The 21489-nt window shown below is 59.6% G+C and carries 20 protein-coding genes, 1 pseudogene and 1 riboswitch; of the genes and pseudogenes, 9 read left to right on the top strand and 12 right to left on the bottom strand.

All coding sequences use genetic code 11. The annotated features are described in order from the left end of the window. Window positions 1-37: 37 nt before the first annotated feature. Both queF and AC0V6K_RS10875 read right to left on the bottom strand, forming a co-directional pair. The gene (gene queF / locus AC0V6K_RS10880) at window positions 38-490 is read right to left on the bottom strand and encodes a preQ(1) synthase (protein ID WP_472622133.1); all 453 of its coding nucleotides are present in this window, start codon (window positions 488-490) and stop codon (window positions 38-40) included. A 116-nt stretch (window positions 491-606) separates the two neighbouring features. After that, complete coding sequence (locus AC0V6K_RS10875) at window positions 607-1014, bottom strand: hypothetical protein (RefSeq protein ID WP_472622131.1); 408 nt, start codon at window positions 1012-1014, stop codon at window positions 607-609. 10 nt (window positions 1015-1024) lie between these two features. Here AC0V6K_RS10875 and AC0V6K_RS10870 point away from each other — a divergent pair, with 10 nt between their 5' ends. The 9 genes and pseudogenes from AC0V6K_RS10870 to AC0V6K_RS10830 all read left to right on the top strand — a co-directional run bounded on the left by AC0V6K_RS10870 (window position 1025) and on the right by AC0V6K_RS10830 (window position 9034). Beyond that, the gene (locus AC0V6K_RS10870; protein WP_472622129.1) at window positions 1025-1828 is read left to right on the top strand and encodes a hypothetical protein; all 804 of its coding nucleotides are present in this window, start codon (window positions 1025-1027) and stop codon (window positions 1826-1828) included. 48 nt (window positions 1829-1876) lie between these two features. Then, the gene (locus AC0V6K_RS10865) at window positions 1877-2731 is read left to right on the top strand and encodes a sulfurtransferase (protein ID WP_472622127.1); all 855 of its coding nucleotides are present in this window, start codon (window positions 1877-1879) and stop codon (window positions 2729-2731) included. After that, window positions 2728-3936 (top strand): cystathionine beta-lyase, encoded by a 1209-nt coding sequence (gene metC / locus AC0V6K_RS10860; RefSeq protein ID WP_472622125.1) that lies wholly within the window; start codon window positions 2728-2730, stop codon window positions 3934-3936. The genes AC0V6K_RS10865 and metC overlap by 4 nt, the downstream gene beginning before the upstream one ends. A 5-nt stretch (window positions 3937-3941) precedes the next feature. Then, a complete protein-coding gene (locus AC0V6K_RS10855; RefSeq protein WP_472622123.1) occupies window positions 3942-5054 on the top strand; it encodes a mechanosensitive ion channel family protein in 1113 nt (370 codons plus the stop codon). Window positions 5055-5151: 97 nt separating this feature from the next. Beyond that, the gene (gene cobA / locus AC0V6K_RS10850; protein ID WP_472622121.1) at window positions 5152-5910 is read left to right on the top strand and encodes a uroporphyrinogen-III C-methyltransferase; all 759 of its coding nucleotides are present in this window, start codon (window positions 5152-5154) and stop codon (window positions 5908-5910) included. Beyond that, window positions 5907-6206: a DUF2849 domain-containing protein gene (locus tag AC0V6K_RS10845; protein WP_472622119.1), complete on the top strand. Its 300-nt coding sequence runs from the start codon at window positions 5907-5909 to the stop codon at window positions 6204-6206. The genes cobA and AC0V6K_RS10845 overlap by 4 nt, the downstream gene beginning before the upstream one ends. Then, window positions 6206-7838 (top strand): annotated as a pseudogene (locus AC0V6K_RS10840) (nitrite/sulfite reductase). Before AC0V6K_RS10845 ends, AC0V6K_RS10840 begins: the two are co-directional and overlap by 1 nt. Next, window positions 7831-8283, top strand: a complete 453-nt coding sequence (locus AC0V6K_RS10835; protein ID WP_472622117.1) for a DUF934 domain-containing protein — start codon at window positions 7831-7833, stop codon at window positions 8281-8283. Before AC0V6K_RS10840 ends, AC0V6K_RS10835 begins: the two are co-directional and overlap by 8 nt. Next, the gene (locus AC0V6K_RS10830; protein WP_472622115.1) at window positions 8276-9034 is read left to right on the top strand and encodes a phosphoadenylyl-sulfate reductase; all 759 of its coding nucleotides are present in this window, start codon (window positions 8276-8278) and stop codon (window positions 9032-9034) included. The genes AC0V6K_RS10835 and AC0V6K_RS10830 overlap by 8 nt, the downstream gene beginning before the upstream one ends. A 4-nt stretch (window positions 9035-9038) precedes the next feature. Here the strand turns inward: AC0V6K_RS10830 and AC0V6K_RS10825 are convergent, their stop codons facing one another. From AC0V6K_RS10825 to ftsZ, 10 genes are all read right to left on the bottom strand, one after another. Beyond that, window positions 9039-9950, bottom strand: a complete 912-nt coding sequence (locus tag AC0V6K_RS10825; RefSeq protein WP_472622113.1) for an NAD-dependent epimerase/dehydratase family protein — start codon at window positions 9948-9950, stop codon at window positions 9039-9041. A gap of 8 nt (window positions 9951-9958) precedes the next feature. Next, window positions 9959-11086: a glutamate 5-kinase gene (gene proB, locus AC0V6K_RS10820; protein ID WP_472622111.1), complete on the bottom strand. Its 1128-nt coding sequence runs from the start codon at window positions 11084-11086 to the stop codon at window positions 9959-9961. Continuing rightward, window positions 11071-12129 (bottom strand): GTPase ObgE, encoded by a 1059-nt coding sequence (gene obgE, locus AC0V6K_RS10815; RefSeq protein WP_472622109.1) that lies wholly within the window; start codon window positions 12127-12129, stop codon window positions 11071-11073. The genes proB and obgE overlap by 16 nt, the downstream gene beginning before the upstream one ends. A gap of 147 nt (window positions 12130-12276) precedes the next feature. Further along, complete coding sequence (locus AC0V6K_RS10810) at window positions 12277-14202, bottom strand: TonB-dependent receptor plug domain-containing protein (protein ID WP_472622107.1); 1926 nt, start codon at window positions 14200-14202, stop codon at window positions 12277-12279. Window positions 14203-14316: 114 nt separating this feature from the next. Beyond that, window positions 14317-14517, bottom strand: a riboswitch (cobalamin riboswitch). A gap of 41 nt (window positions 14518-14558) precedes the next feature. Next, window positions 14559-15527, bottom strand: coding sequence for a hypothetical protein (locus AC0V6K_RS10805; protein ID WP_472622105.1), 969 nt, complete (start codon window positions 15525-15527; stop codon window positions 14559-14561). 192 nt (window positions 15528-15719) lie between these two features. Beyond that, complete coding sequence (locus AC0V6K_RS10800; RefSeq protein ID WP_472622103.1) at window positions 15720-16451, bottom strand: Bax inhibitor-1/YccA family protein; 732 nt, start codon at window positions 16449-16451, stop codon at window positions 15720-15722. A gap of 136 nt (window positions 16452-16587) precedes the next feature. After that, window positions 16588-17382: a pyrroline-5-carboxylate reductase family protein gene (locus AC0V6K_RS10795; RefSeq protein WP_472622101.1), complete on the bottom strand. Its 795-nt coding sequence runs from the start codon at window positions 17380-17382 to the stop codon at window positions 16588-16590. Window positions 17383-17411: 29 nt separating this feature from the next. Next, entirely contained in the window at window positions 17412-17918 is a 507-nt protein-coding gene (locus AC0V6K_RS10790) for a type III secretion system chaperone family protein (RefSeq protein WP_472622099.1), read from the bottom strand. A gap of 143 nt (window positions 17919-18061) precedes the next feature. After that, window positions 18062-19660 carry a tetratricopeptide repeat protein gene (locus AC0V6K_RS10785; RefSeq protein ID WP_472622097.1) on the bottom strand — a complete coding sequence of 533 codons (1599 nt, stop codon included), beginning with the start codon at window positions 19658-19660 and terminating at the stop codon, window positions 18062-18064. Between the two features lie 119 nt (window positions 19661-19779). Then, on the bottom strand, window positions 19780-21462 hold the full coding sequence (ftsZ, locus tag AC0V6K_RS10780; RefSeq protein ID WP_472622095.1) for a cell division protein FtsZ: 1683 nt from the start codon (window positions 21460-21462) through the stop codon (window positions 19780-19782). Window positions 21463-21489: the final 27 nt, after the last annotated feature.

Raw genomic sequence — 21489 nt, 5'->3', positions numbered from 1 at the left:
CCCGATTCCGGCACGAAATTCGTGTTTCTACTTATTTCTATCCCCGACCGCGATAGGGCGCGACACCCTGATCGGGCAGCCAAAGTCCCTCTGGTGGGGCGCCGCTTTGCCAGAAAACGTCGATCGGAATGCCGCCGCGTGGGTACCAATATCCGCCGATGCGCAGCCATTGCGGTTTCATCTCGTCAAACAGGCGCAGGCCGATGCCAACTGTTACGTCTTCGTGGAATCCGTTGTGGTTACGGAACGAGCCAAGGAAGAGCTTGAGGCTCTTCGATTCCACAATGGTTTCGCCCGGTGCATAATCGATCACGAGATGTGCAAAATCGGGCTGGTTCGTCACCGGACACAGCGACGTGAATTCCGGCGAGACGAAGCGAACACAAAACATCGCGCCCTTGCGCGGATTGGGCACGTAATCGAGCACGGCCTCTTCGGGGGACTGCGGCAGGGGCGTGTCTTTGCCCAGAAACTGCGGTGTATCGTTCATTTGGTCGCTCTATCGGCTCGGTTCAGGTGTGATGCGAATGCCGCGCTGTTGCCGTGAAAGCACGGGCAGTGCAAGCGGGGAACTGGACCTTGGCGAACGGATATCTATGTGACCGTTCACGCAAACCACATCTGTAATCGGTAAAACGGCCGCGTGCGCAACCCGTCATCTTCTTCGAACAATAGCCTGATCGTCGGCAAAGCCGGCGCGTTGTCCGCGTCTGTGCTGGCTATGGCGACGGTGCTGATGACCTCTCCGGCCGCCGCGCAATCGCGCGGATCGTTTGACTTGCCCCCCACCGCGCCGACACCCACGCCTGCGCCGCAAGGGCCAGAGGACGAACGCTCCGGCGTGCGCATCGGGCCGCGGGCCATCCGCACTGACGCGCCGACCCCGACACCAACACCAGCGCCCACAGCCACTGCTGCGCAGCCAACGCCGACGCCTTCTGCCAGCCAGCCAGCGCCCGAACCGACACGAACAACAGCGCCCACGCCATCGGGTAGCCAAACCCCGTCCTCCACTTTGCCATCCGTGGCCGGAACACCGGTTCAGGGCACGACAAGCGACGACGCGGGTGATGGGTCGGCGAGCGACCTTCCAGCATCGGAGGCCACGCCATCGGCCAATGCGCCTGTTGCGACCCCTTCGATTGATACCGGACCACCTGCGCTTCCTTCGGCAACACCATCGGATGACGAAGAAGGCACACCGCTTTGGTGGTGGATTGCCGGGCTGATCGGGCTGTTGGGATTAGTGTTTGGCGCGCTGTTCTGGAAACAAAAACGTGCGGCTGCTCCCAGGGCTCTGCCTCGCCCCGAACTTGCTGCCGCTTCAGAAGGGCAAGAAGGGTTCGCAGCCGCCGCTTCGGCGCAACGTGTGGATGTCACCGTCGATATAGTTGGCGGATCGCGCAGCGTGATGATGTTCACTCTCGATTTCCGGGTGAATTTCGCCAACCGCTCAGAGCGTGCGGTGCGAGACCTGTCGGTCGCCGCTCAGCTTGCCAGCGCGGAACGCGGTTCGGCCAATGCGACTCCCGTTGGCGCGGGCCAGCCGATCGAGACCGTCGAGCGGATCGGCCCGCATCAAAGCCGCTCGATCACCGGACAAATCCAGCTTCCATTGGCTCAGGTCCGCGCGATCATGCAGGGGCAAAAGCCGCTGTTCATTCCGCTGCTTCATCTCACCATCGAAGGCGCAGGGCAGACGGCCAGCACGCGCAGCTATGTGGTCGGCCTGCCAAGCAGCGCAGCGCAAGGGCGATTGCAGCCTATCCCGCTTGATATGCCACCCGGCGGCATTCCCGGCCTCGGCGCGCGCGAGATCAAGCTTTAGCGCTGCGGACTTGGCGCGGTGGCGCGGGCGCGCTACTCCCATCACCGCATGACCAACCCGCTTCCAAGCCTCGTTTCCAGCCAATGGCTGGCCGATCATCTGGATGACGATGATCTGTTGGTGATCGATGCTTCACGGCACCTGCCCGCCGCCAATCGCGACGCCCTGGCCGAGTTTGAGCAGGCCCACATTCCCGGCGCACGGTTTTTGGACCTTGCGAGCCTTACGGATGCGAATTCCCCTGTACCTCAGGCGATGCCCAACTCGGCGCAATTGGCAGAGCGGTTGGCGAAGCTTGGTGTGACGCGTGACCATCGGATCGTGGTCTATGACGACAGCGCAGTGAAGACCGCCGCACGGGCGTGGTTTCTGCTGACTGCGCATGGCCTTGAAAAGGTGGCAATTCTCGATGGTGGCCTCGCCAAATGGAAGGCCGAGGATAGGACGATCGAAAGCGGCACAGCAGACATCACACCAGCACCGGCGATTGACCTTCCCAAGCCGGAGCATGTGCGCATGAAGGCCGATCTTCTCGCCAACCTCGACACCAACGCCGAGCAGGTTCTCGATGCGCGCGCAGTGGACCGAGTGTTCGGCACAGGCGTCGACCCCGTCCATGGCGGCGAAAACGGCCGTATTCCTGGATCGCTCAACCTACCCTTCGGGCAGGTCTTTGACGCCGACGGCTGCTACAAATCGCCCGGCGAATTGCGCGCGCTTTTTGAAGCAACCGGCGTCGATCCGACACAACCTGTCGTGACAACCTGCGGCAGCGGCGTCACCGCGAGTGTCCTGTTGTTCGCGCTGCACCTGATCGGCGCAAAACAAACTGCACTGTACGACGGCAGCTGGGTCGATTGGAGCGCCGATCCCGACACTCCTAAAGCGCAAGGTCCAGCATGAGCAGCGGCGACAACTCCAAGATTGGACCTGCCACAAAAGCCACCCGAGCTGGACGGCGGGAGGAATGGACCGGCAAGGTCGTCAACACGCCCGTCACTCGGGCCTCCACCCACCTTTATGACACCGAGGCTGATCGCAAGGCCGCACTGAAATCGAACGAGGACGGCGACTTCTTCTATGGTCGCAGGGGGGCACCTACGCAGTGGTCCCTCGCCGAAGCGCTAACCGGGATGGAGCCCAAAGCACACGGGACCGTGCTCTATCCCAGCGGCGTTGCAGCGATTGCGGGGTGTTTGCTCGCAGTGCTCAAACCGGGTGATCACCTGCTCATAACCGACAACGCCTATGATCCCTCTCGCGCGATGGCGACGGGTCTGCTCAAGCGGATGGGGATCACCAGCACCTTCTTCGATCCGCTCGATATTGATGGGTTCAAGGTGCTTGTTGACGAACACAGCCCCCGCGCTGTTTGGTTCGAAAGCCCTGGTAGTCTGACGATGGAAGTGTGCGATATCCCGGCCCTGTGTGAGATCGCGCACGCCAAAGGGGCCGTGACCTTGATCGACAACACATGGGCCAGCCCGCTGGGCTTCGCCCCACTCGAACATGGCTGTGACATCACCATGATGAGCCTTTCGAAGCATGTCGGCGGGCATTCGGATCTGATGATGGGATCGGCCAGCGCAGGCGAACGGTGGTATCGCGCGCTGCGCCGCACTTCGCAGCAATTGGGTCAGGTCGTCTCTCCTGATGACGCGGCGCTCGCCGCGCGCGGCTTGCGGACAATGCCCGTCCGGCTGGAGAAATCGACCGAAAGTGCGCTTCAAATCGCGCGGTGGCTGTCAGATCAGCCGCAGGTCTCAGAGGTGCTTTGCCCGATGGTTCCCAGCTCACCTGGCCACGACATTTGGAAACGCGACTTCAACGGCGGATGTGGACTGTTCAGCTTCATCCTCAACACCGAAGATGAAGTGGCCAATGGCCACGTGGTTGATGCGCTCGATCTGTTCGGCATCGGGTACAGCTGGGGCGGGTTTGAAAGCCTCGCCCTACCCATCTTCCCACATCAATACCGCGACGTCATGCCGCCACTAACGACCAGCGATACTGGCCAGCGTGTCGCCATTCGCCTATCTATCGGGCTTGAAGAACCCGAAGACCTGATCGCGGACCTCGCGCAGGCGCTGGCAAGATTGGACTGCTGACCACGATGAGTGCAACTCTACCCACCTCTGCGACAGACACCGTCGATCCCGCTGCCGAAAGCGAGGAAACCGCCGAAGCCGCGACTGAAGATAGCGGTGCTGAAGGTGTCGAAGCCGAAAGCGAAGCGGCCCCAGAGGATGTTGCCGAAGAACCCGAAGTCGCAGAAGTGGTCTCGGTAGCCGAAGACGCAAAGGAAGGTATCGCAGCAACCGGCGAGACCAGCGCGGCTCTCGTCGATACGCTGGATAGCTGGGCGCTCGTGATCGGCTCGGTTCGCATCTCCGTATTCGACGTCTTGTTTCTCATGGCGACCATCGCGCTAGTCGCCACTGTCGCATGGTTCCTGACACGCATCGCACGCCGATTATTGAGGCGCGCCAGTCGCTTTGACCAAGCGCAAAAATTGCTCGCAGAGAAGCTTCTGACCATCATAATCTGGACGGCGGCGTTCTTCGTCACCGTTGACCTGGTCGGGCTAGACCTGACGGCCCTCGCCTTCTTCGGCGGCGCCTTTGGTCTGGCGATCGGCTTTGGTCTGCAGAAAACCTTCGGCAACCTGATTTCGGGCATACTCCTGCTGCTCGACAAATCGATCAAGCCGGGCGACGTTATTTCGGTTACGGATCAGGCTGGCAATGAAGCCGTCGGGCAAATTCGTAAGATTGGCATTCGCGCCATCTCTGTCATCACCCGCGATCGGACCGAGCACCTCATCCCGAACGAGAACCTGATGATCAATCAGGTCGTAAACTGGTCTTACAGCTCCAAGGATGTGCGCGTGAAGGCACCCGTCGGTGTCTCCTATGACAGCGATCTCGATCTGGTGACGAAGCTGCTCTACCAAGCGGCAGAAGACGTCGATCGAGTGCTCAACATCCCAAAGCCACGCGTCAATCTTATGGGCTTTGGCGACAATTCAGTCGATTTCGAGCTGCGCTTCTGGATTCAGGATCCCGAAGGCGGGATCGCCAATATCCGCTCCGACGTTTACATGCGCATCTGGCACCTGTTCAAAGAGAACGACATCGAAATCCCCTTCCCCCAACGCGATTTGCACCTGCGATCCAGCAAGCAACTGGATCAACTGGTGGAGTTGATGAGCGGCGGAAAAGCCTGACTGCGCAAACGTTCCAGAACAGCACAATAGCTTTCCTTAAGCGCTGCCAATCCTTTCTCGCTGGCGCACACTGCGTTGCTCGACCATTTCGGTCGTCATGGAACACGTTGGAACCATTTATCTTGTCGGCGCAGGCCCGGGTGACCCGGATCTCCTCACCCTGCGCGCTGCGCGATTGCTCGAGCGCGCCGAAGTCGTCGTCCATGACGGACTTGTAAGCAAAGACATTCTGGATCTGGCATCCCCCCGCGCGCGGCTCGTCTCAGTTGCAAAGAGCCGCGCGCACCACACCTTGCCGCAGGACGAGATCAACCTGTTGTTGGTCCGCGAGGCACAGCAAGGCCGTGACGTGGTCAGGCTCAAAGGAGGAGATCCGCTGATCTTTGGGCGTGGCGGCGAAGAGGCCGAACTGGCGAAAGCCCACGGCGTTCCGGTCGAGATAGTGCCGGGGATCAGCGCGGCAAACGGTGCCGCTGCCGCCGCGCAAATCGCCCTTACACACCGTGATGCATCCAGCATCGTCAGCTTCGTTGCGGGCCAATGCAAAGGGCTTTCAGACCAAGACTGGTCCGGTCTTGCAGGCAAAGGCCGTACTCTTGTGATCTACATGGGCGTCAAAACCGCTCCGCAGATTGCCGAGAAGTTGATGACCGATGGCCTCACACCCGATGTGCCTGTGGCCGTGATCGAGAACGCCGCGCGCGCCAACATGCGCGTTGTGCGCGGCTGCCTCGCTGCATTGCCCGAACTGGTCGAGCGCGAGGCAATCAAAAGCCCTGCCTTGATTGTGATCGGCGAAGTCACGGCGCGCGAAGATGTCGTTGTGGCCCAAACAGCTTTGGAGGCTGCCCAGTGAGAGTTGTGACCGGAAACGATCTGAAGACAGGCGATGTCGTCTGGTGGACCGGCGAAGGCTGGTCACGCCACGTTGATCAAGCCGCCGATGCCGGTGAGCGTGCCGAGGAAATACTCGCCGCCGAGGAAGCCGCACGCCGTGTGAACGTCCCGTACGTGATCGACGCGACGCGCGAGGAAGATGGCAGCGTCCGCCCTGCCCATATCAAGGACCGCGTGCGCGCGCTCGGCCCAACGGTGCGGCCCGATCTCACGCTGAAACCGCAAGACCCCGAAGCTCTGGACTGGGTTATCTAATGTACAAGTACGACCAATATGACCAAGCTATGGTCGATGCCCGCGTCGAGGAATTCCGCGATCAGGCGCGCCGTCGGCTCGAAGGCAAGCTGACCGAAGACCAATTCAAGCCGCTGCGGTTGATGAACGGGCTTTACCTGCAACTTCACGCCTACATGCTGCGCGTTGCGATCCCCTATGGCACGCTCAATTCCACACAGATGACCGCTTTGGGCGATATCGCGGACAAGTATGACCGCGGATACGGCCACTTTACCACGCGGCAGAACATTCAATACAACTGGATCAAGCTGGAGGACGCCGCCGACATCCTTGCCGACCTGTCCAAGGTCGAAATGCACGCGATCCAGACCAGCGGAAACTGCATCCGCAACATTTCGAGCGATCACTTTGCCGGTGCATCGCATGACGAATTGGTCGATCCGCGTCCGTACGCTGAGCTGCTGCGTCAGTGGTCGAGCTTCCATCCGGAATTCACCTACCTGCCGCGCAAGTTCAAGATTGCGGTTATCGCCGCCGAGAAAGACCGCGCGGCGATGCGGCTGCACGATATCGGCATCCAGATCATGAAGAATGATGCTTGCGAAATCGGCGCACGTTTCTTTGTCGGAGGCGGCATGGGTCGCACCCCGATGATCGCGCCGATGATCCGCGATTTCGTGCCGCTCGACCAACTGGTGACCTACGCCGAGGCGTGTTTGCGCGTCTACAATCGCTACGGACGGCGCGACAACAAGTACAAGGCGCGTATCAAGATTCTCGTCCATGAGCTGGGCAAGGATGAGTACACCCGCCAGGTCGAAGAAGAATTTGCTCACATGCTTGAGCAGGGCGTGGAACCGCCGCGTGAGGAGCTGGAGCGAGATCAAGCCGTTCTTTGCCAATCCGCCATTCGAGGATGGCCCCAAGACCGTCGACCGTTCAGACCCCGACTTCGCGCTGTGGGTGGATCGCAACACGGTGCGCCACAAGCATGATAGCTACGTCAGCGCGGTCATTTCGCTGAAACCCGTCGGCGGCATTCCGGGTGATGCCACGGGTGAGCAAATCCGCATCATGGCCCGCCTCGCGAAACAATACAGCTTTGATGAGCTGCGCGTGATGCACACGCAGAACATCGTTCTGCCGCATGTGAAGATCGCCGATCTCCACGCGCTTTGGACGGAGTTGGACGCTGCGGGTCTGGGCGCTCCCAACCTTGATACGGTCGAGGATATCATAGCCTGCCCCGGCCTAGATTACTGTGCACTGGCCAATGCCCGTTCGATCACGGTTGCCCAGCGCATTTCCGAGAACTTCGCAGCCAAAAAACGGACTGAAACGCTGGGTGAGCTTAAGCTGAAGATCTCTGGCTGTATCAACGCATGCGGGCACCACCATGCCGGCCATATCGGCATCCTTGGCGTCGATAAGAAGGGCAAAGAGAACTACCAGCTCTCGCTCGGCGGTTCTGAAGCCGAGGACGTCAGCCTAGCAAAGATCACAGGCCCAGGCTTCGATGAGGATGGCGTGGTGCAAGCGGTTGAAACCGTCACAGATGTCTATCTCGACAAACGCGAAGAGGGCGAACGCTTCCTCGATACCTATCGCCGCATCGGCATGGAGCCGTTCAAGGAGGCCCTCTATGGATAACCCACTCGGACGCAGCCCTGACGAAGTCCAGTTCCGGTTCCGCGATGATGAGGTTGCAGACCATGCGACCGTGACCGTGGACGCATGCTGTGACCAGACCAACGCCACTGCTGTCCGGATTGAACCGGGCGACGATGCTCGCGAGATTCTGCCTTACCTTGACCGGCTGGCTCTGGTGGAGGTGAACTTCCCGAGCTTCGCCGATGGTCGCGGCTATTCCGCGGCCCGTATCCTGCGAGAGGCTGGCTACACCGGTGAATTGCGCGCCGTGGGAGATGTTTTGATCGACCAGCTCAGCCATATGCGCCGTTGCGGGTTTGACGCTTTCGCGCCTGACAAGCCGCTTGATGAAGAAGACGCCAAGCGCGCCTTCGCAACGTGGGACAATGTCTACCAGAGCGCCGCTGACCGCCGGAAAACCATCCAGGAAATGCGTCATGAATGAAGTGCGCAAGATCGACCGCCTCGATGCCTCACCGCGTTTTGTCGAACACGACGCCGTACGCCTTAACCGCATGTTCCGCGGGTCCTCCACGCAGGAATGGCTCGACGCGGTTATCAAAGGCAATCTGGCCGGCGATATCGCCATTGTTTCAAGCTTCGGTGCCGAAAGCGCGGTGCTGTTGCACCTGATTGCGCAGGTTGATCCGGATGTGCCCGTGCTGTTTCTGGATACGGGAAAGCACTTTGCCGAAACGCTGACCTATCGCGATGAGCTGGTCGCGAAGCTTGGCCTCACCAATCTGCGTATCCTCACGCCTGACGAAGAAGAGCTTGTGGCGAAGGACGAAACGGGCCTGCGCTGGTCATACGATCCCGATGGCTGCTGCGAGATCCGCAAGGTGAAGCCGCTGGCAAAAGCCTTAGCCGAATTCGATGCGACGTTTACGGGACGCAAGGCATTCCAGTCATCAACCCGCGCCAATCTGCCGCGCTTCGAATTGGACACCTCCGACGCCCAAGGCCGTCTCAAGATCAACCCGCTGATCGACTGGAGCGCCGAAGACATCGCAGCCTATTTCGAAGAGCACGATCTGCCGCGCCACCCGCTGGTCGCGCAAGGATATCCATCCATTGGATGCTCCCCCTGCACCAATCAGGTTGCCGAAGGCGAAGACCCGCGTTCAGGGCGCTGGAGTGGTTGGGACAAAACCGAATGCGGCATCCACAAGCCGGGCGAGGAACCGTTCCTCTAAGGCGTTAGAGCCAGCCTTCTTTCTTGTACCATTCAGCGGTCATTTTCAGGCCTGCTTCGCCATCCCAAACTGCCTGCCAGATCGAGATTGGCGGGGCTTTCTTCAGGTCACACACCCAATCCGAGTGGGTCATGTATCCCACGCGGTCAGGGGTTAGCTTGGCCTTTGAACCACGGATCGTCTGGTCGAGCTGCGCGCCGAGTTTGAGCAGGCCCTCGGGAAGGTTTGGCGCGAATATCTGCTGCTTGCCCATCGCTTCGCCAATCATCTTGGCCAGTTCCTGATGATCGTATCCGAACGCATTATCGTCCCACGGCTCGTAGGTCTGACCGTATGTGATGGGATTTGCAGGGGCGAGCGCCACCAATAAACGCGCGAGGTCCTCGACATGGATGATCGAGGTTTTGCCTTTTGGCGGCATCGGCACAACGCCGAATTTCGCGGCGCGGAACAGCTCGAACATGTCCTTGTCATGCGGGCCATAGACCGCGGGCGGGCGCACCATTGTCCAATCGAGACCGCTCGCTTCGACCAATTCCTCTGCCCGCGCCTTTGACCCACCATAGGCAGACAGCGAAGGCTCGCGGGCGGAGAGCGATGATACGAAGACGAAACGCCGCACACCCGCATTTTTGGCCGCCTCAATCACGTTGGCCGTGCCGCCAACATTGGCAGGTTCGAACTGTGCAGGATCGGGGGCGTTGGTCAGCCCGGCAATGTGGATCACCGCATCCACACCCTCGACCAGCTTGGCCAATGCATCTGTGTCGGAAAGTGCCCCGCTGATCCACTCAACCCGGTCACGGCCTGCCTGCGGACGGCGTGCCAGCGCTTTTACGCGGTATGCCTTGCCCACGGCCACATCGAGCGTGGCCTGCCCGACAAATCCGGTTGCACCAGTGATCGCTAGTTTCATGCCAAGTTCTAACCCTGCACCATATGATCTCTATGCACGACGGCTGCGCGCGGTGCATAGCCAAGTTGGGCTTCCTGATCGCCGCCCTGAAGGCCAAGGATCGCCCGGCATTCTGTGGCGCTGTATTCGACCAGTCCCTGCCCAAGTCGCTCGCCTTTGGGTCCATGGAGGCTAACCAGCGCACCGCGATCAAATTCACCTTCAACATCGGTCAGGCCCGCAGCGAGAAGGCTGGCACCATTGCCCAGAGCCTCTACGCACCCCTCATCAACGGTCAGCACACCTTCAATCGACTGACGGCCGCCCAGCCATGCTTTGCGAGCACCATCTGCACGCACAGGCAGAAAGATCGTACCCTCGCCGCTTTCGCGTAGCTGCGTGATCGGTCCTTCCTTGCGCCCATCAATGATGCCGAGCGCCACGCCAGCGCGTTCGGCAATGCGGGCAGCCTGTAACTTGGCTTTCATACCGCCGGTGCCGATGCCCGAACCGGATTCCTCGCCAGCCATAGCGATCACTTCGGGGGTCACCCCTTCCACCGTCTCGATCAACTGAGCGTCTTCATCAGATGGATTGCGATCATAGAGCCCCGCAACGTCGGACAGGAGAAGCACACCCTGCGCACCCGCCGCCTGAGCGACGCGCGCGGCCAGCCGGTCATTGTCACCAAAGCGGATTTCTTCGGTCGCGACACTGTCATTCTCATTGACCACCGGCACCGCACCTGCCTCGATCAGCCGTTCCAGAGTGGCCGACGCATTGAGATATCGCCTACGGTCCTCAAGATCGTCGATTGTCACCAGAATCTGCGCCGCCGTAAGGCCGTGCTTGTCGAGCACCGATGCCCAAAGCTGCGCCAGCGCTACTTGTCCCACCGATGCCGCTGCCTGCGCATCAGCGAGGCTCGCACGGCCACCTTTGGGCAGTCCCAGACGCGCCGCGCCGAGCGCAATCGCGCCCGAACTCACGACCATAATCTCGGCACCGGCCCCGCGCAGGTCGCGCAAATCATGCGCAAGCCCATCAATCCAGCCACGAGCGGGTTTGCCGTCTTTGACAAGGAGTGAGCTGCCAATCTTGACCACCAGCCGCTTGCACTGCGCCGGGTCAATCAGCCCCTTCAGATCGGCGACCATTCGCCGCCTTCCTCTTCCTCGTCCTCAACTTCGCTTGCGTTGGTTTCGGTCGAGGTGCGATCGGGGAGATAGCCCAGCACCGCATCGAGAAGATGCTCGATCCCCTCACCGGTTGCACCGGAAACGGCGAAGACCTGATCCGCACCGGCTTCCATCAGTTCCTCAGCGAAACCGGCCACCAATTCTTCGTCGGCGAGATCTAGCTTGTTGAGCGCGACGAGGCGCGGTTTGTCATCCAGACCTGCGCCATAGGCCGAAAGCTCTTCTTCAACGATCCGCATCGCCTCCACGGGGTCATCACCGGCGATGTCGATAAGGTGGATGAGCACCCGGCAGCGTTCGATGTGGCCAAGGAACCGGTCCCCGATCCCTGCACCATCCGCAGCGCCTTCGATCAGGCCGGGAATGTCCGCGAGAACAAATTCACGCCCTTTGTGGCGTACGACGCCCAGCTTGGGCACCAGAGTGGTAAAGGCGTAATGGCCAACCTTCGCCTTGGCGTTCGATACTTGATTGATAAAGGTGGATTTGCCCGCATTGGGCAGGCCAAGCAGGCCGACATCGGCAAGCAATTTCAACCGCAACCAGACCCACATCTCTTGGCTGGGTTCACCTGGCTGATGTTGGCGCGGAGCGCGGTTTGTGGAGCTCTTGTACGACGCATTGCCGCGTCCGCCCATTCCGCCTTCAAGAAAGACGACCTGCTGGCCAATTTCCGTGAAGTCAGCGAGCACTTCTTCCTTGTCCTCGGAAAGGACCTGTGTGCCCACGGGGACTTTGATCACCAGATCGGGTGCGCCAGCTCCGGTCCGGTCTCTGCCCTGGCCGTGATTGCCGCGTTTGGCTTTGAAATGCTGCGAATAACGAAAGTCGATCAGGGTGTTGAGGCCCTGCACAGCTTCGAAAACGATGTCCCCGCCCTTACCGCCATTGCCGCCGTCGGGGCCGCCATATTCAACATACTTCTCGCGCCGGAAAGAGACCGCACCCGGTCCCCCTGCGCCAGATTTGAGATATATTTTGGCCTGATCGAGGAAATGCATAAGGCGCGTTTATTCGTATCCTCGCAGAAATGCGAGGATTCTTGTTTCCGCACCCCATCCGGGGCGCGAAATCCTCGCTCATACGATCACAGATCGCGTCGCTGCGGGCGCGCAGTCACGCTTGCTGTCGCTGCGCGCCCGTTTGCTTTAGAACCTCGCTTCGACGCCGATCAGCGCGGTTCGACCCGGTGATACGAAGCTGAACACTTGCTCGTATGTCTCATCGAGGAGGTTTTCGACGCGACCAAAGGCGCTCACACCCTCGACCAACTCAACCCGCGCGTTGAAGTTCACAAGGGTGAAATCGTCGAGTGTAACACTCGAGAACGTGCCGAAATCAGTGTCGGGCGTTTCGCCGTTGTGGCGCACGACCAAGGTTGCGGAGGCCTTGTCACCAGGTGCCGTCCAAGTCAGCGCACCGCTCGCGATGCTCTCGGGCCTGCGGATCTCGGCCACACCGTTCTCTTTCGAGTCTACATAAGCGTAAGCCGCGTTCACGCTCCATTGCGGACCGATATTGGCGGACAGCGCAACTTCCACACCCTGCCGGTCACTCTGTGTGTCGCGGTTGGCGGGTGTGGCCGTGAACGTGGGCGCAGGACCGAAGATCGTGAAGACCTCGTTTTCGAGCTCTGCATTGAAATATGTGACCGAGACCATTGCCGCGTCGTTGGCAAATCTCTGATCCAGCCCGATTTCCCAGCTGGTCGATTCCTCTGGTTGCAGATCGGCATTGCCCAGAAACACCCCATCAAAGAAACCGAAGAGCTCGGTAAAAGTCGGGTTCTTCACACCGCTGCCAATAGAGGCGCGCAGACGGGTTGTGTCTGTTGCATTCAGACCAGCACCAACGCGAAAAGTGGTGGTGTCCTGGAAGCGGCTGTTAAAGTCCTGACGGATTGCCGCTGAGAAATCGAATGTGCTACCGACATAGCGGTATTCGCCGACCAGCCCGAAATTCTCGCTTTCGCGCCGCGCATCAAAGGTTGCGACGTTGTTGAAACCCTCAAGCTCGTAATCCGCCGCGAATGTCAGGCTGTGGCCGCTGGTTCCGAAGTCATATGATGACACATAGGAGAGTTTGAAGCGGTCGCTTTCGGTGTCACTGGTGATGCCGAAGGATGCAAAAGAATTGCGGCTGGTATCGGCGAACTGCGCAGACAGATCATGCACCCATGCGCCGCCAAGAGTTTCAAGCTTCGCGCCAACAAGACCGAACAGCGCTTCACTTTCGAAACCGACGCCCGGGCTATCGATCACTTGGCCCACAGTCGGGCTGGTGAAATCAAAGTCCTGATTGTTCGATTGGCCTTCGGTTTGCACATACCGGCCGACGGCGCGCAGCGTGAAGCTGTCGGAGACACTTGCCGAGATTTTGCCCGAAACTGTGTAGCTATCGCGTCCGATATCTCGCGTCCCGCCACGGGCATTGGGTTCACCATCCGTGCTGACCACCGTTGCAGACAGAGAGGCGGAGAGGTCGGAATTGTCGACACCGATGCGCGCTGCGCCGTTGAACGTGTCGTTTGTTCCGGCTTCAATCCGGCCGGCGATCCCGTCAAAATCGCCAGAGCTGTATGCGACAACACCCGCAATGGCGTCGTTTCCATAAAGAGCGGATTGCGGGCCGCGCAGCACCTCGACAGAGCTGCCGATCTCAGTCTGCAGGGTGCCGAGGTCATATTCGCCGCTGCCCGGATCAGAGACTTCGATCCCGTCCACCAGAACCAGCACGTGATTGGCTTCTGAACCACGCAGGCGGATCTGCGTTTGGCCAGCGATGCTGCTGACAGAAACACCGGGCACATCGCGCAGAATGTCAGCAATATCGCGCGTCTGGCGGTCCGCGACATCTTCCTTGCTAAGAAGGGTGTAAGCCGACGTGACCGCGCTTGCCGGTGTTCTATCTCCCCGCGATGCGGTGACCACGATTGGGCTGCGTGTCGCTGCGGTGGAGACGGCCTCGCCCTCGCTGGCCTTCGCGTCTTCGTCTTGACCGTTTTGCGCCAATACTGGCGCGCTCCAAGCGAGCGCCGCCACCGCGACGCTGCTTGTCCGTATACGTTTATTCATGCTCGGATCCCTTCCGAATGAGCGATAGGGACCGCGCAGGCGCTAACCCACACGGCCGTTCAATCGTCGCTCGAAACGAAAAATATCCGCGCCTCTCCAATCCCTGAGAGGGGCAACAAGCGACACGCTCCGGTCGGTCTCCTGGCTTGCGGATCGCCGTATCTGACGCTCACCTTCCCAAGCTCTTTCGCTCAGTGGCTGCCCAAGTTAGGGCGCGCATCAAACACTCACCGCTTACAGTTGCAGGGACAGCTGCGGACTTCCTTTCGCGAAAAAGGGCACCGCATTCCCGTTACCGAAGTGTGTTGTCGCTTTAGGCCCGCAATTATCGCGCCGCAACCCGCGAACTTAAGGTGTCAGCGGGTGCCGTCACCTTCGTCGTCTGGCTCGTTCTTGATTGGCTGAACCACAGGCTGGGAAACGAAGTCCTCATCAACCGGTGCCACGGGAACTGTGACCCCGCTCTCCGGATCAGCCACCAAGCCGGTGACAACGGTTGGATCGGCTGTGGTGGAGGTCAGCTCGGCATCGCCAACAGTCGGTACGTGTGGGTTGCCCTCGGCGCGAGCCTGTTGAACGGCCACCCAGCCTGCCTGCGACTGCCCGTATTCCGCACCATACTTCACGTCCCACAAAGCGGATTCACGCTCATAGGTTTCGTATTGATCGAAGAATGTCTCGAACGGCGCCTGCATGTAGTCAAAATTGGCCAATGCAAAGGCGATCGGATCAGTCGGTGGATTGGTGAGCGAGTTGTTGGACAGCTCAAGCATGGCTGCGCAGAATGGGCGACGCGCCGGTGGCAAAGAGAAGAAGTTATATGTGCTGGTCAGCTTCTTCTCGCGCGCCAGAATGCCCGCGCGGCGGGAGCCTTCTGCCCGCCGGAACTGGGTTTCCAGCCTGTTGTTCACTCTTGTCAGCGCGCGCTGATGCTTGTTGATGAAGGTGTTGTACGCGGTGTTGATCGAAGCATCGCGTGCCGCCGTGCAATTGAGAGCTGCGGCGTTCCAGCCGGCGCGGAAGTGCCACACTTTCTCATCATCGGTCAGGTTGCTGTTGATCGTCTGGCGCAGACCACTCGCACCTCTTTCCGGAATCTTCATTACGTAGGCGGCTCCACCAGGAGGAAGAGGCCGCGAAGGCACGATCTCTACCGGAGGTGGCGGCGGTGGTGGCGGAGGCGGAATAACAACGGGTTCAGGCGCGGGTTTGACGCAGCCTGCCAGCATCGTGATGCCGAGGGCCAGCGCGGTCAGGCGCGATTTGCTTCCCGACATGGCCTTATCGGTTGTGCCGGTGTCTGCTGTGCGACCGTGCCCGTTCATCGTGTACTTCGCCTCTCATTTATGTGGCTCGGGACAATATGCTCCCCCGCGCCTTTCGCTGATCTGAAGCGATATGCCTAAAGCCTGTAAGGTACAAAGCAAATGCCCGGAGCGTATGAAACGCCCCGGGCATAAGATATTTCACCAGTTCATCACCGGCCCATCCAAAGGGAAGGCCGGATCGAAACGCGATTACTCGCGGCTGCCGAGGAACTGCAGCAGGAACATGAACATGTTGACGAAGTCGAGATACAGGCTGGTTGCACCCATGATTACGGCTTTGCCCATCATCTCGGTTCCGCGCAGATACTGATACTGGTTCTTCAGACGCTGCGTGTCGTATGCCGTCAGACCGGCGAAAATCAGCACGCCAAGGCCGCTGATAACGAGGCCAAGCGGGCCCGAACCGATGAACCAATTGGCGATGCTAGCGATGATCAGGCCGATGACACCCATGATCAGGAAGCTACCCCAGCCAGAAATGTCTTTCTTCGTGGTGTAGCCCCACAGGGACAGACCAGCGAAAGCACCTGCGGTCGCAAAGAAAGTCGTGGCGATCGATTCACCCGTGAACTCGAGGAAAATCGTCGACATGGACAGGCCCATCACCGTGGCGAAGGCCCAGAACACAATCTGAAGCGTGCCTTCACTCATCTTGTGCAAGCCAAAGCTCATCGCAAGGATGAATGCCAGCGGCGCCAGCGCAACCACGATGAACAGCCCGCTTTCAAGCATAGCCATCGTCAGGCCGGTCGAGGACGCTGCCAAAGCAACGATACCGGTTAGCAAGACGCCCGATGCCATGTAGTTGTAGATCTTAAGCATGTAGGAACGGAGGCCTTCGTCATACGTGACCTCTCCGCCAGCGCGCGGCACCGAACCGAAGTTCGTCTGCGTTTGCGTGTTGTCTTTCCAATCAGCCATTGTGGAACCTCTGTCTCCAAATAAGCGGCGCGAGAATGCCGCGCCTCGTGAGTGCAATATCATGCTTTTGCGAGCGGTTTTCAAGCAAAACCGGATTGCAAAGCGCGCATCTTGTTAATCTGAACAGATGTTAACCTTAAGCCCCCTTGGACAGCGTGGCACCGCGATCCCGCGTGGCGCGTAGAGTCTCGGTCAAAAGTCGTAGCAACGCTTCGTCTTTATCAAGCACATTCAACCCTTCACGCGTCATTCCACCAGGGCTTGCGACCCTGTCCGCAAGATCACCGGGAGACACATCCGCACCGGCGGCCAAAGCAGCTGCGCCTTCGACCATAGAAACCGCAAGGCTTTGGGCGCTTTCTGCGTCGAGCCCCAGTTCAATGGCTGCACCGGCAAGCGCATCGATAAAGCGGTAGACGAAGCCCGGACCTGACCCGGCGAGCGCAGTCACAAGGTCATATTGCGCCTCATCCTCAAGCCAGACAGCGCTGCCAAGCTTATCGAAAAGAGCAAAAGCGGCGTCCCGTCCCGTTTGATCCAGCCCATCCTCAGACAAGATGACCGGTGACCTTCCAATCCGCGAAGCGAGGTTAGGCATCACCCGCACATGCGCCTTTGCAGCGGGAAAGGCCTCTTTGAGCTGCGCGAGAGTAATCCCCGCAAGAAGTGAGTAGACCACCACGCTTTCACCCACGATTCCCTGAAAATCGGGAGCGAGATCGCCAAGCTGCTGCGGTTTGAACCCCAGCATAACGGCATCATGCCCGGCGATTTCTGCGGGATCGAGATGCTCGACTACACCTTCAGGCAAGGCCTTCCGACTGCGGCTAAGCACTTCAAAGCGGGATGCTTCTTCGCCCGCAGCTAGCCACCCGGCCAGCATTGCGCCAGCCATGTTGCCGCATCCGATCAGGAGAAGTTTTTCGCTCATGTCCTCACCTCTGTTGCGAGGCGTTTCAACTAGGCTTCGCCCGCTGCGTCAACCATGGCGCTATCCAGCGCCGCGCGCGGGCTCTTGTCACCCCACAACACAAACTGGAACGCCGGATAGAAGCGGTCGCATTCGTCAATCGCCGTTTCGACCAGCGCCTGCGCCTGTGAAAGGCTCAACTGCCCGTCATCGCCCAGCAGCGCGCCGTGACGGTAAAGCAGCACATCGCCGTTCGACCAGATATCAAAATGCCCCAGCCACATCTGCTCATTCACGAGGCACAGCAGCTCATAGGCATTGGCCTTCTTCTCGTCAGACACGCGAATGTCCGGCAGGCAAAGAAACTGAAGCACATTGTCTTCACTGCGCCAGATCGCGCGCAGCTGATAATTCGCCCAGCTGCCCTGCACTTCACCGGTCATTTCATCGTTGGACAAGACTTCGCATGCCCATCCACGCGCTTCGAACAATGCAGCCAGCATTTCGACCGGTGCAGCATCATCCTGCACGCCATACTCTTGTTCGCGCGGCATCATCTTGGGAGGTGACCTTGTGACATGACGCAAGAGATGCCTTGCCAATATGTAACTTGGCAATGCGCGATCATTCGGTGGCTGGGGAGAACCGCTTTCGCTTGTTCAAAGCTTGTGCACAGAAAGTCGGGGATGGCCCCGATTTTCTATTTAAGTGCTTTAACTTCAGTGCCTTCCGGACTGGTATAGGGAAGCACACCTAGGCCCTTCTTGGTCAGGGCGCCGACAAGCTCGTCCCGTTTCTGACGCGACGAGACCGGTCCAGCCAACAGGCGATATTTCTCACCATACGGAGCAGTGTACCCCTTCAGCCCACCGAGCAGGTCAGGTTCTTTGCGAGACAGTCTGCGCCAGTCGAACTTCAGCCCATCGGCCTGACTGGCCGTGCCAAGTTGCACCCAGAAGCGCTGCGGGTTTGCCGGCTTCTTTGGCTCTGGTTTGGGCTTGGGTTTCGGCTTTGCTTCGCGCCGGATGGCAATTTTGCTGATATCAACTGCATCTCCGGTCACGGCCACCTTGCTTGTATCGGCACCGCCCAAATCAGAAAACGCATCGGCAAAACTGGGTGCAGGCTTGCGTACGGCGGCGGGCGTGGGCTTGACCACAGGTGGTGTGGAAGCTGCCACTGGCCGACCTTGCACAACAGGTTTCGAAGCCGGCTCCGGAATCAAAGCGGCAGGCGGCGGTGTTTGTGCCGCAGGCGTCGCCCCGCGAGCCACACGCACCGGCGTTTCAGCTGGAACGTTTACGCGCACCGTTGGGTTACTTTGCTTCAAATCGAAGCCCGGGCCAGCCAATGACCTGCGCGGATTGGGGGTTGGACGCGACGTTGTCGTAGTCGTCGAGCCAAGCGGTGCACCCGAAGGCTCCAGCCGGTTGTTGGCGCTGCGGGCTAGCACAGTTGAGGCCTCGGCGGCCCGTTCCTGGCTGGTGTATTGAGCAATCACCGGAGCATCGCGGCCAATATCTGCGGCCCTAGGGAAAATACCCAGGTTTGCGGCTGCCGCCTGCTGTGCCTTGGTCAGGCGCGGCATATATCCGAGATAAGGGACAATCCGGCGCGCGAGATCAGCAGGCATGACTGCTTCAGTCACAGCCTTAGCGCGGTCATTCTCGCCCAAGATTGCCAAGCCGAATGCTTGCGACCGAAAGGCAGGAAAGTCGCGCTTGTCGATCAAAGGGCGCAGAGTCTTCGAGAAAGCGTCTTCATTGCCCGAAATTGCCTGGCTCAGAGCCATACGGCGGATGGTTTCATTGTCCCCAGGGGTCTCGCGCAGCGCCTCGCGATAATGCGCCTGAGCCCGCAACTGGTCTCCGACGAGATCGTAGGCAAGCCCACGATCGCTGTGCACGTCTTTCGCTGATGCTCCGGCAGCCTCAGCTTCGGAAAACAATTGCAGTGCCTCGATCGGTCGACCGGAGCGCAGATACACGGCCGCTTTTCCCATTTTAACGCGTGGGTGTTCGGGAGAGACTTCTTCTGCGCGGCCAAAGAACCCGATGGCCGCTTCGAAATCCTGCACTTTGAGAGACGCATACCCAGCGTCGATGAGTGCATTCAGATCGCGAGGACTCCGCGCGAGCACACGCAACGATTCCTTCAAGTCACGGACTTCGCTGGACGGGAGCGGCTGTACCACCGGCCGAGACGTCGTATTCTGCGCCGATACCGATACAGGAGCCAATGCCCCGGCACCTACCGTCAAGACAGGAAGAACGAACTGCAAATAGCGAAGCGTTGTCATGGTGCAGAGACAGATAAGCAATTCGCGCCGCTGGCGCTAGACCAACGACGCGAATAGCAAGATGAATACAGCTTTGTGTCGGTCAGGCCGAGACCAGTGAAACGGTCTCTCGGATCGACTTACTGGTTGTTTTGACGCCCGAGGAAGCGCGGGATGGAAAGCGCAGGGCCATCATCATCCTCGTCGTCCTCGTCTCCATCCTCATCAGAAGTGGATGAACGCGAGAGGTTTGCCATGCGCTCGAACAGTGTGCTGCCACCTCCGCCGCTGCCGGCATCGGGTTCGCCGCTACTTGGAGCAGGTGCGGGTGCAGGCGTAGGCTCGGAGCCAGAATTGCTCGCTTCGACAGGTTCATTGCGTTCCGACAGGCGGTCAGCATCGGCGAGCAGGTCGTCAGAACCCGCTCCTGCGCGATCCTCGGCACCACCTGTTTCCTCGGCATATTCTTCGCCAAGATCGAGCGTGCCAGCATCGCCTGCACCAAAGTCTTCATCGTCGGCGCCGCGAAGGCCAGCAAGCGGATCAACGATGCCATCGACATCATCTTCCTCTTCACCCATGTCGTCGCCCGCTTGCATTCCACTCAGGTCAAACGGTTCGACTTCTGGCTCTTCATCTTCTTCTTCGAATTCAGGTTCGAAGGCTTGCGGCTCGGCGACTTCGGGCTCGGCGTAATCAACCGGTTCGCTCAACGTAATCGGTTCTTCGACTTCAGCTTCGGCTTCCGCTTGAGCTGCATAGCTATCGGCTTCACCGCCTAAGTCGAGGACCGGGCGCTTCGGCGCACGTGCGCTAGACAAGGCATCCGGCGTGATTGTTTCGGCCGCCCCTTGCGCGCCCGGCTCTATACCGGTTGCAACCACAGAGACCCGGATCTTGCCGGTGAGATCAGGGTTGAACGCGCTACCCCAGATGATGTTCGCATCTTCATCGACAAGCTCGCGAATGTGGTTTGCAGCTTCATCGACTTCGAGGAGTTTCATGTCCTCACCGCCAATGATCGAAATGATAACACCCTTAGCGCCCTGCATGCTGACGCCGTCAAGCAGCGGGTTAGCGATGGCTTGCTCAGCGGCATCGAGCGCACGATTCTCGCCCTCGCCCTCGCCTGTACCCATCATCGCTTTGCCCATCTCGCTCATCACAGAGCGCACGTCAGCAAAGTCGAGGTTGATGAGGCCCGGCATCACCATCAGGTCAGTGATCGAACGAACGCCTTGCTGCAGAACTTCATCGGCAAGCTCGAACGCTTCTTTGAAAGTCGTTTCGGCCTTGGCGATCAGGAACAGGTTCTGGTTCGGGATCACAATCAACGTATCAACGTGGTCCTGAAGCTCTTTGATCCCTGCCTCGGCGGCGCGCATCCGGCGCGTGCCTTCAAACAGGAACGGCTTGGTCACAACGCCGACTGTCAGCACGCCTTTGCGCCGCGCGGCCTCCGCAATCACAGGTGCGGCGCCGGTGCCGGTGCCACCCCCCATACCCGCGGCGATGAAGCACATATTGACGCCTTCCAGCGCGTCTTCAATCTCAGCCACGGTTTCTTCGGCCGCTGCCTTGCCCACTTCAGGGCGCGCGCCCGCGCCAAGACCGCCGGTGATGTCCGGACCAAGCTGGATACGCTTATCAGCAGGGCTGGTGCTCAGCGCCTGCGCATCGGTGTTGGCGACGATAAAGTCGACGCCTTCGATTTCCGAAGCGATCATGTTGGAGATGGCGTTGCCACCCGCTCCGCCAATGCCGATCACCGTAATCTTGGGGCGCAATTCATCTGTTGCAGCCGGGCCGATATTAATACTCATGAGCTCTTCCTCCAGACGCGGTGCGTC

This window comes from Erythrobacter sp. S43, assembly GCF_057364955.1.
This window is presented reverse-complemented; position numbering and strand designations above follow the sequence as displayed.

Bases quoted from the DNA above. Each gene is read 5' to 3' on its own strand.
- AC0V6K_RS10795 (WP_472622101.1), bottom strand. From the start codon at position 17,382: ATGAGCGAAAAACTTCTCCTGATCGGATGCGGCAACATGGCTGGCGCA.
- AC0V6K_RS10830 (WP_472622115.1), top strand. From the start codon at position 8,276: ATGAATGAAGTGCGCAAGATCGACCGCCTCGATGCCTCACCGCGTTTT.
- AC0V6K_RS10855 (WP_472622123.1), top strand. From the start codon at position 3,942: ATGAGTGCAACTCTACCCACCTCTGCGACAGACACCGTCGATCCCGCT.
- AC0V6K_RS10835 (WP_472622117.1), top strand. From the start codon at position 7,831: ATGGATAACCCACTCGGACGCAGCCCTGACGAAGTCCAGTTCCGGTTC.
- proB (WP_472622111.1), bottom strand. From the start codon at position 11,086: ATGGTCGCCGATCTGAAGGGGCTGATTGACCCGGCGCAGTGCAAGCGG.
- metC (WP_472622125.1), top strand. From the start codon at position 2,728: ATGAGCAGCGGCGACAACTCCAAGATTGGACCTGCCACAAAAGCCACC.
- AC0V6K_RS10790 (WP_472622099.1), bottom strand. From the start codon at position 17,918: ATGATGCCGCGCGAACAAGAGTATGGCGTGCAGGATGATGCTGCACCG.
- obgE (WP_472622109.1), bottom strand. From the start codon at position 12,129: ATGCATTTCCTCGATCAGGCCAAAATATATCTCAAATCTGGCGCAGGG.
- AC0V6K_RS10810 (WP_472622107.1), bottom strand. From the start codon at position 14,202: ATGAATAAACGTATACGGACAAGCAGCGTCGCGGTGGCGGCGCTCGCT.
- AC0V6K_RS10865 (WP_472622127.1), top strand. From the start codon at position 1,877: ATGACCAACCCGCTTCCAAGCCTCGTTTCCAGCCAATGGCTGGCCGAT.
- AC0V6K_RS10800 (WP_472622103.1), bottom strand. From the start codon at position 16,451: ATGGCTGATTGGAAAGACAACACGCAAACGCAGACGAACTTCGGTTCG.
- AC0V6K_RS10785 (WP_472622097.1), bottom strand. From the start codon at position 19,660: ATGACAACGCTTCGCTATTTGCAGTTCGTTCTTCCTGTCTTGACGGTA.
- AC0V6K_RS10825 (WP_472622113.1), bottom strand. From the start codon at position 9,950: ATGAAACTAGCGATCACTGGTGCAACCGGATTTGTCGGGCAGGCCACG.
- AC0V6K_RS10805 (WP_472622105.1), bottom strand. From the start codon at position 15,527: ATGAACGGGCACGGTCGCACAGCAGACACCGGCACAACCGATAAGGCC.
- ftsZ (WP_472622095.1), bottom strand. From the start codon at position 21,462: ATGAGTATTAATATCGGCCCGGCTGCAACAGATGAATTGCGCCCCAAG.
- cobA (WP_472622121.1), top strand. From the start codon at position 5,152: ATGGAACACGTTGGAACCATTTATCTTGTCGGCGCAGGCCCGGGTGAC.
- queF (WP_472622133.1), bottom strand. From the start codon at position 490: ATGAACGATACACCGCAGTTTCTGGGCAAAGACACGCCCCTGCCGCAG.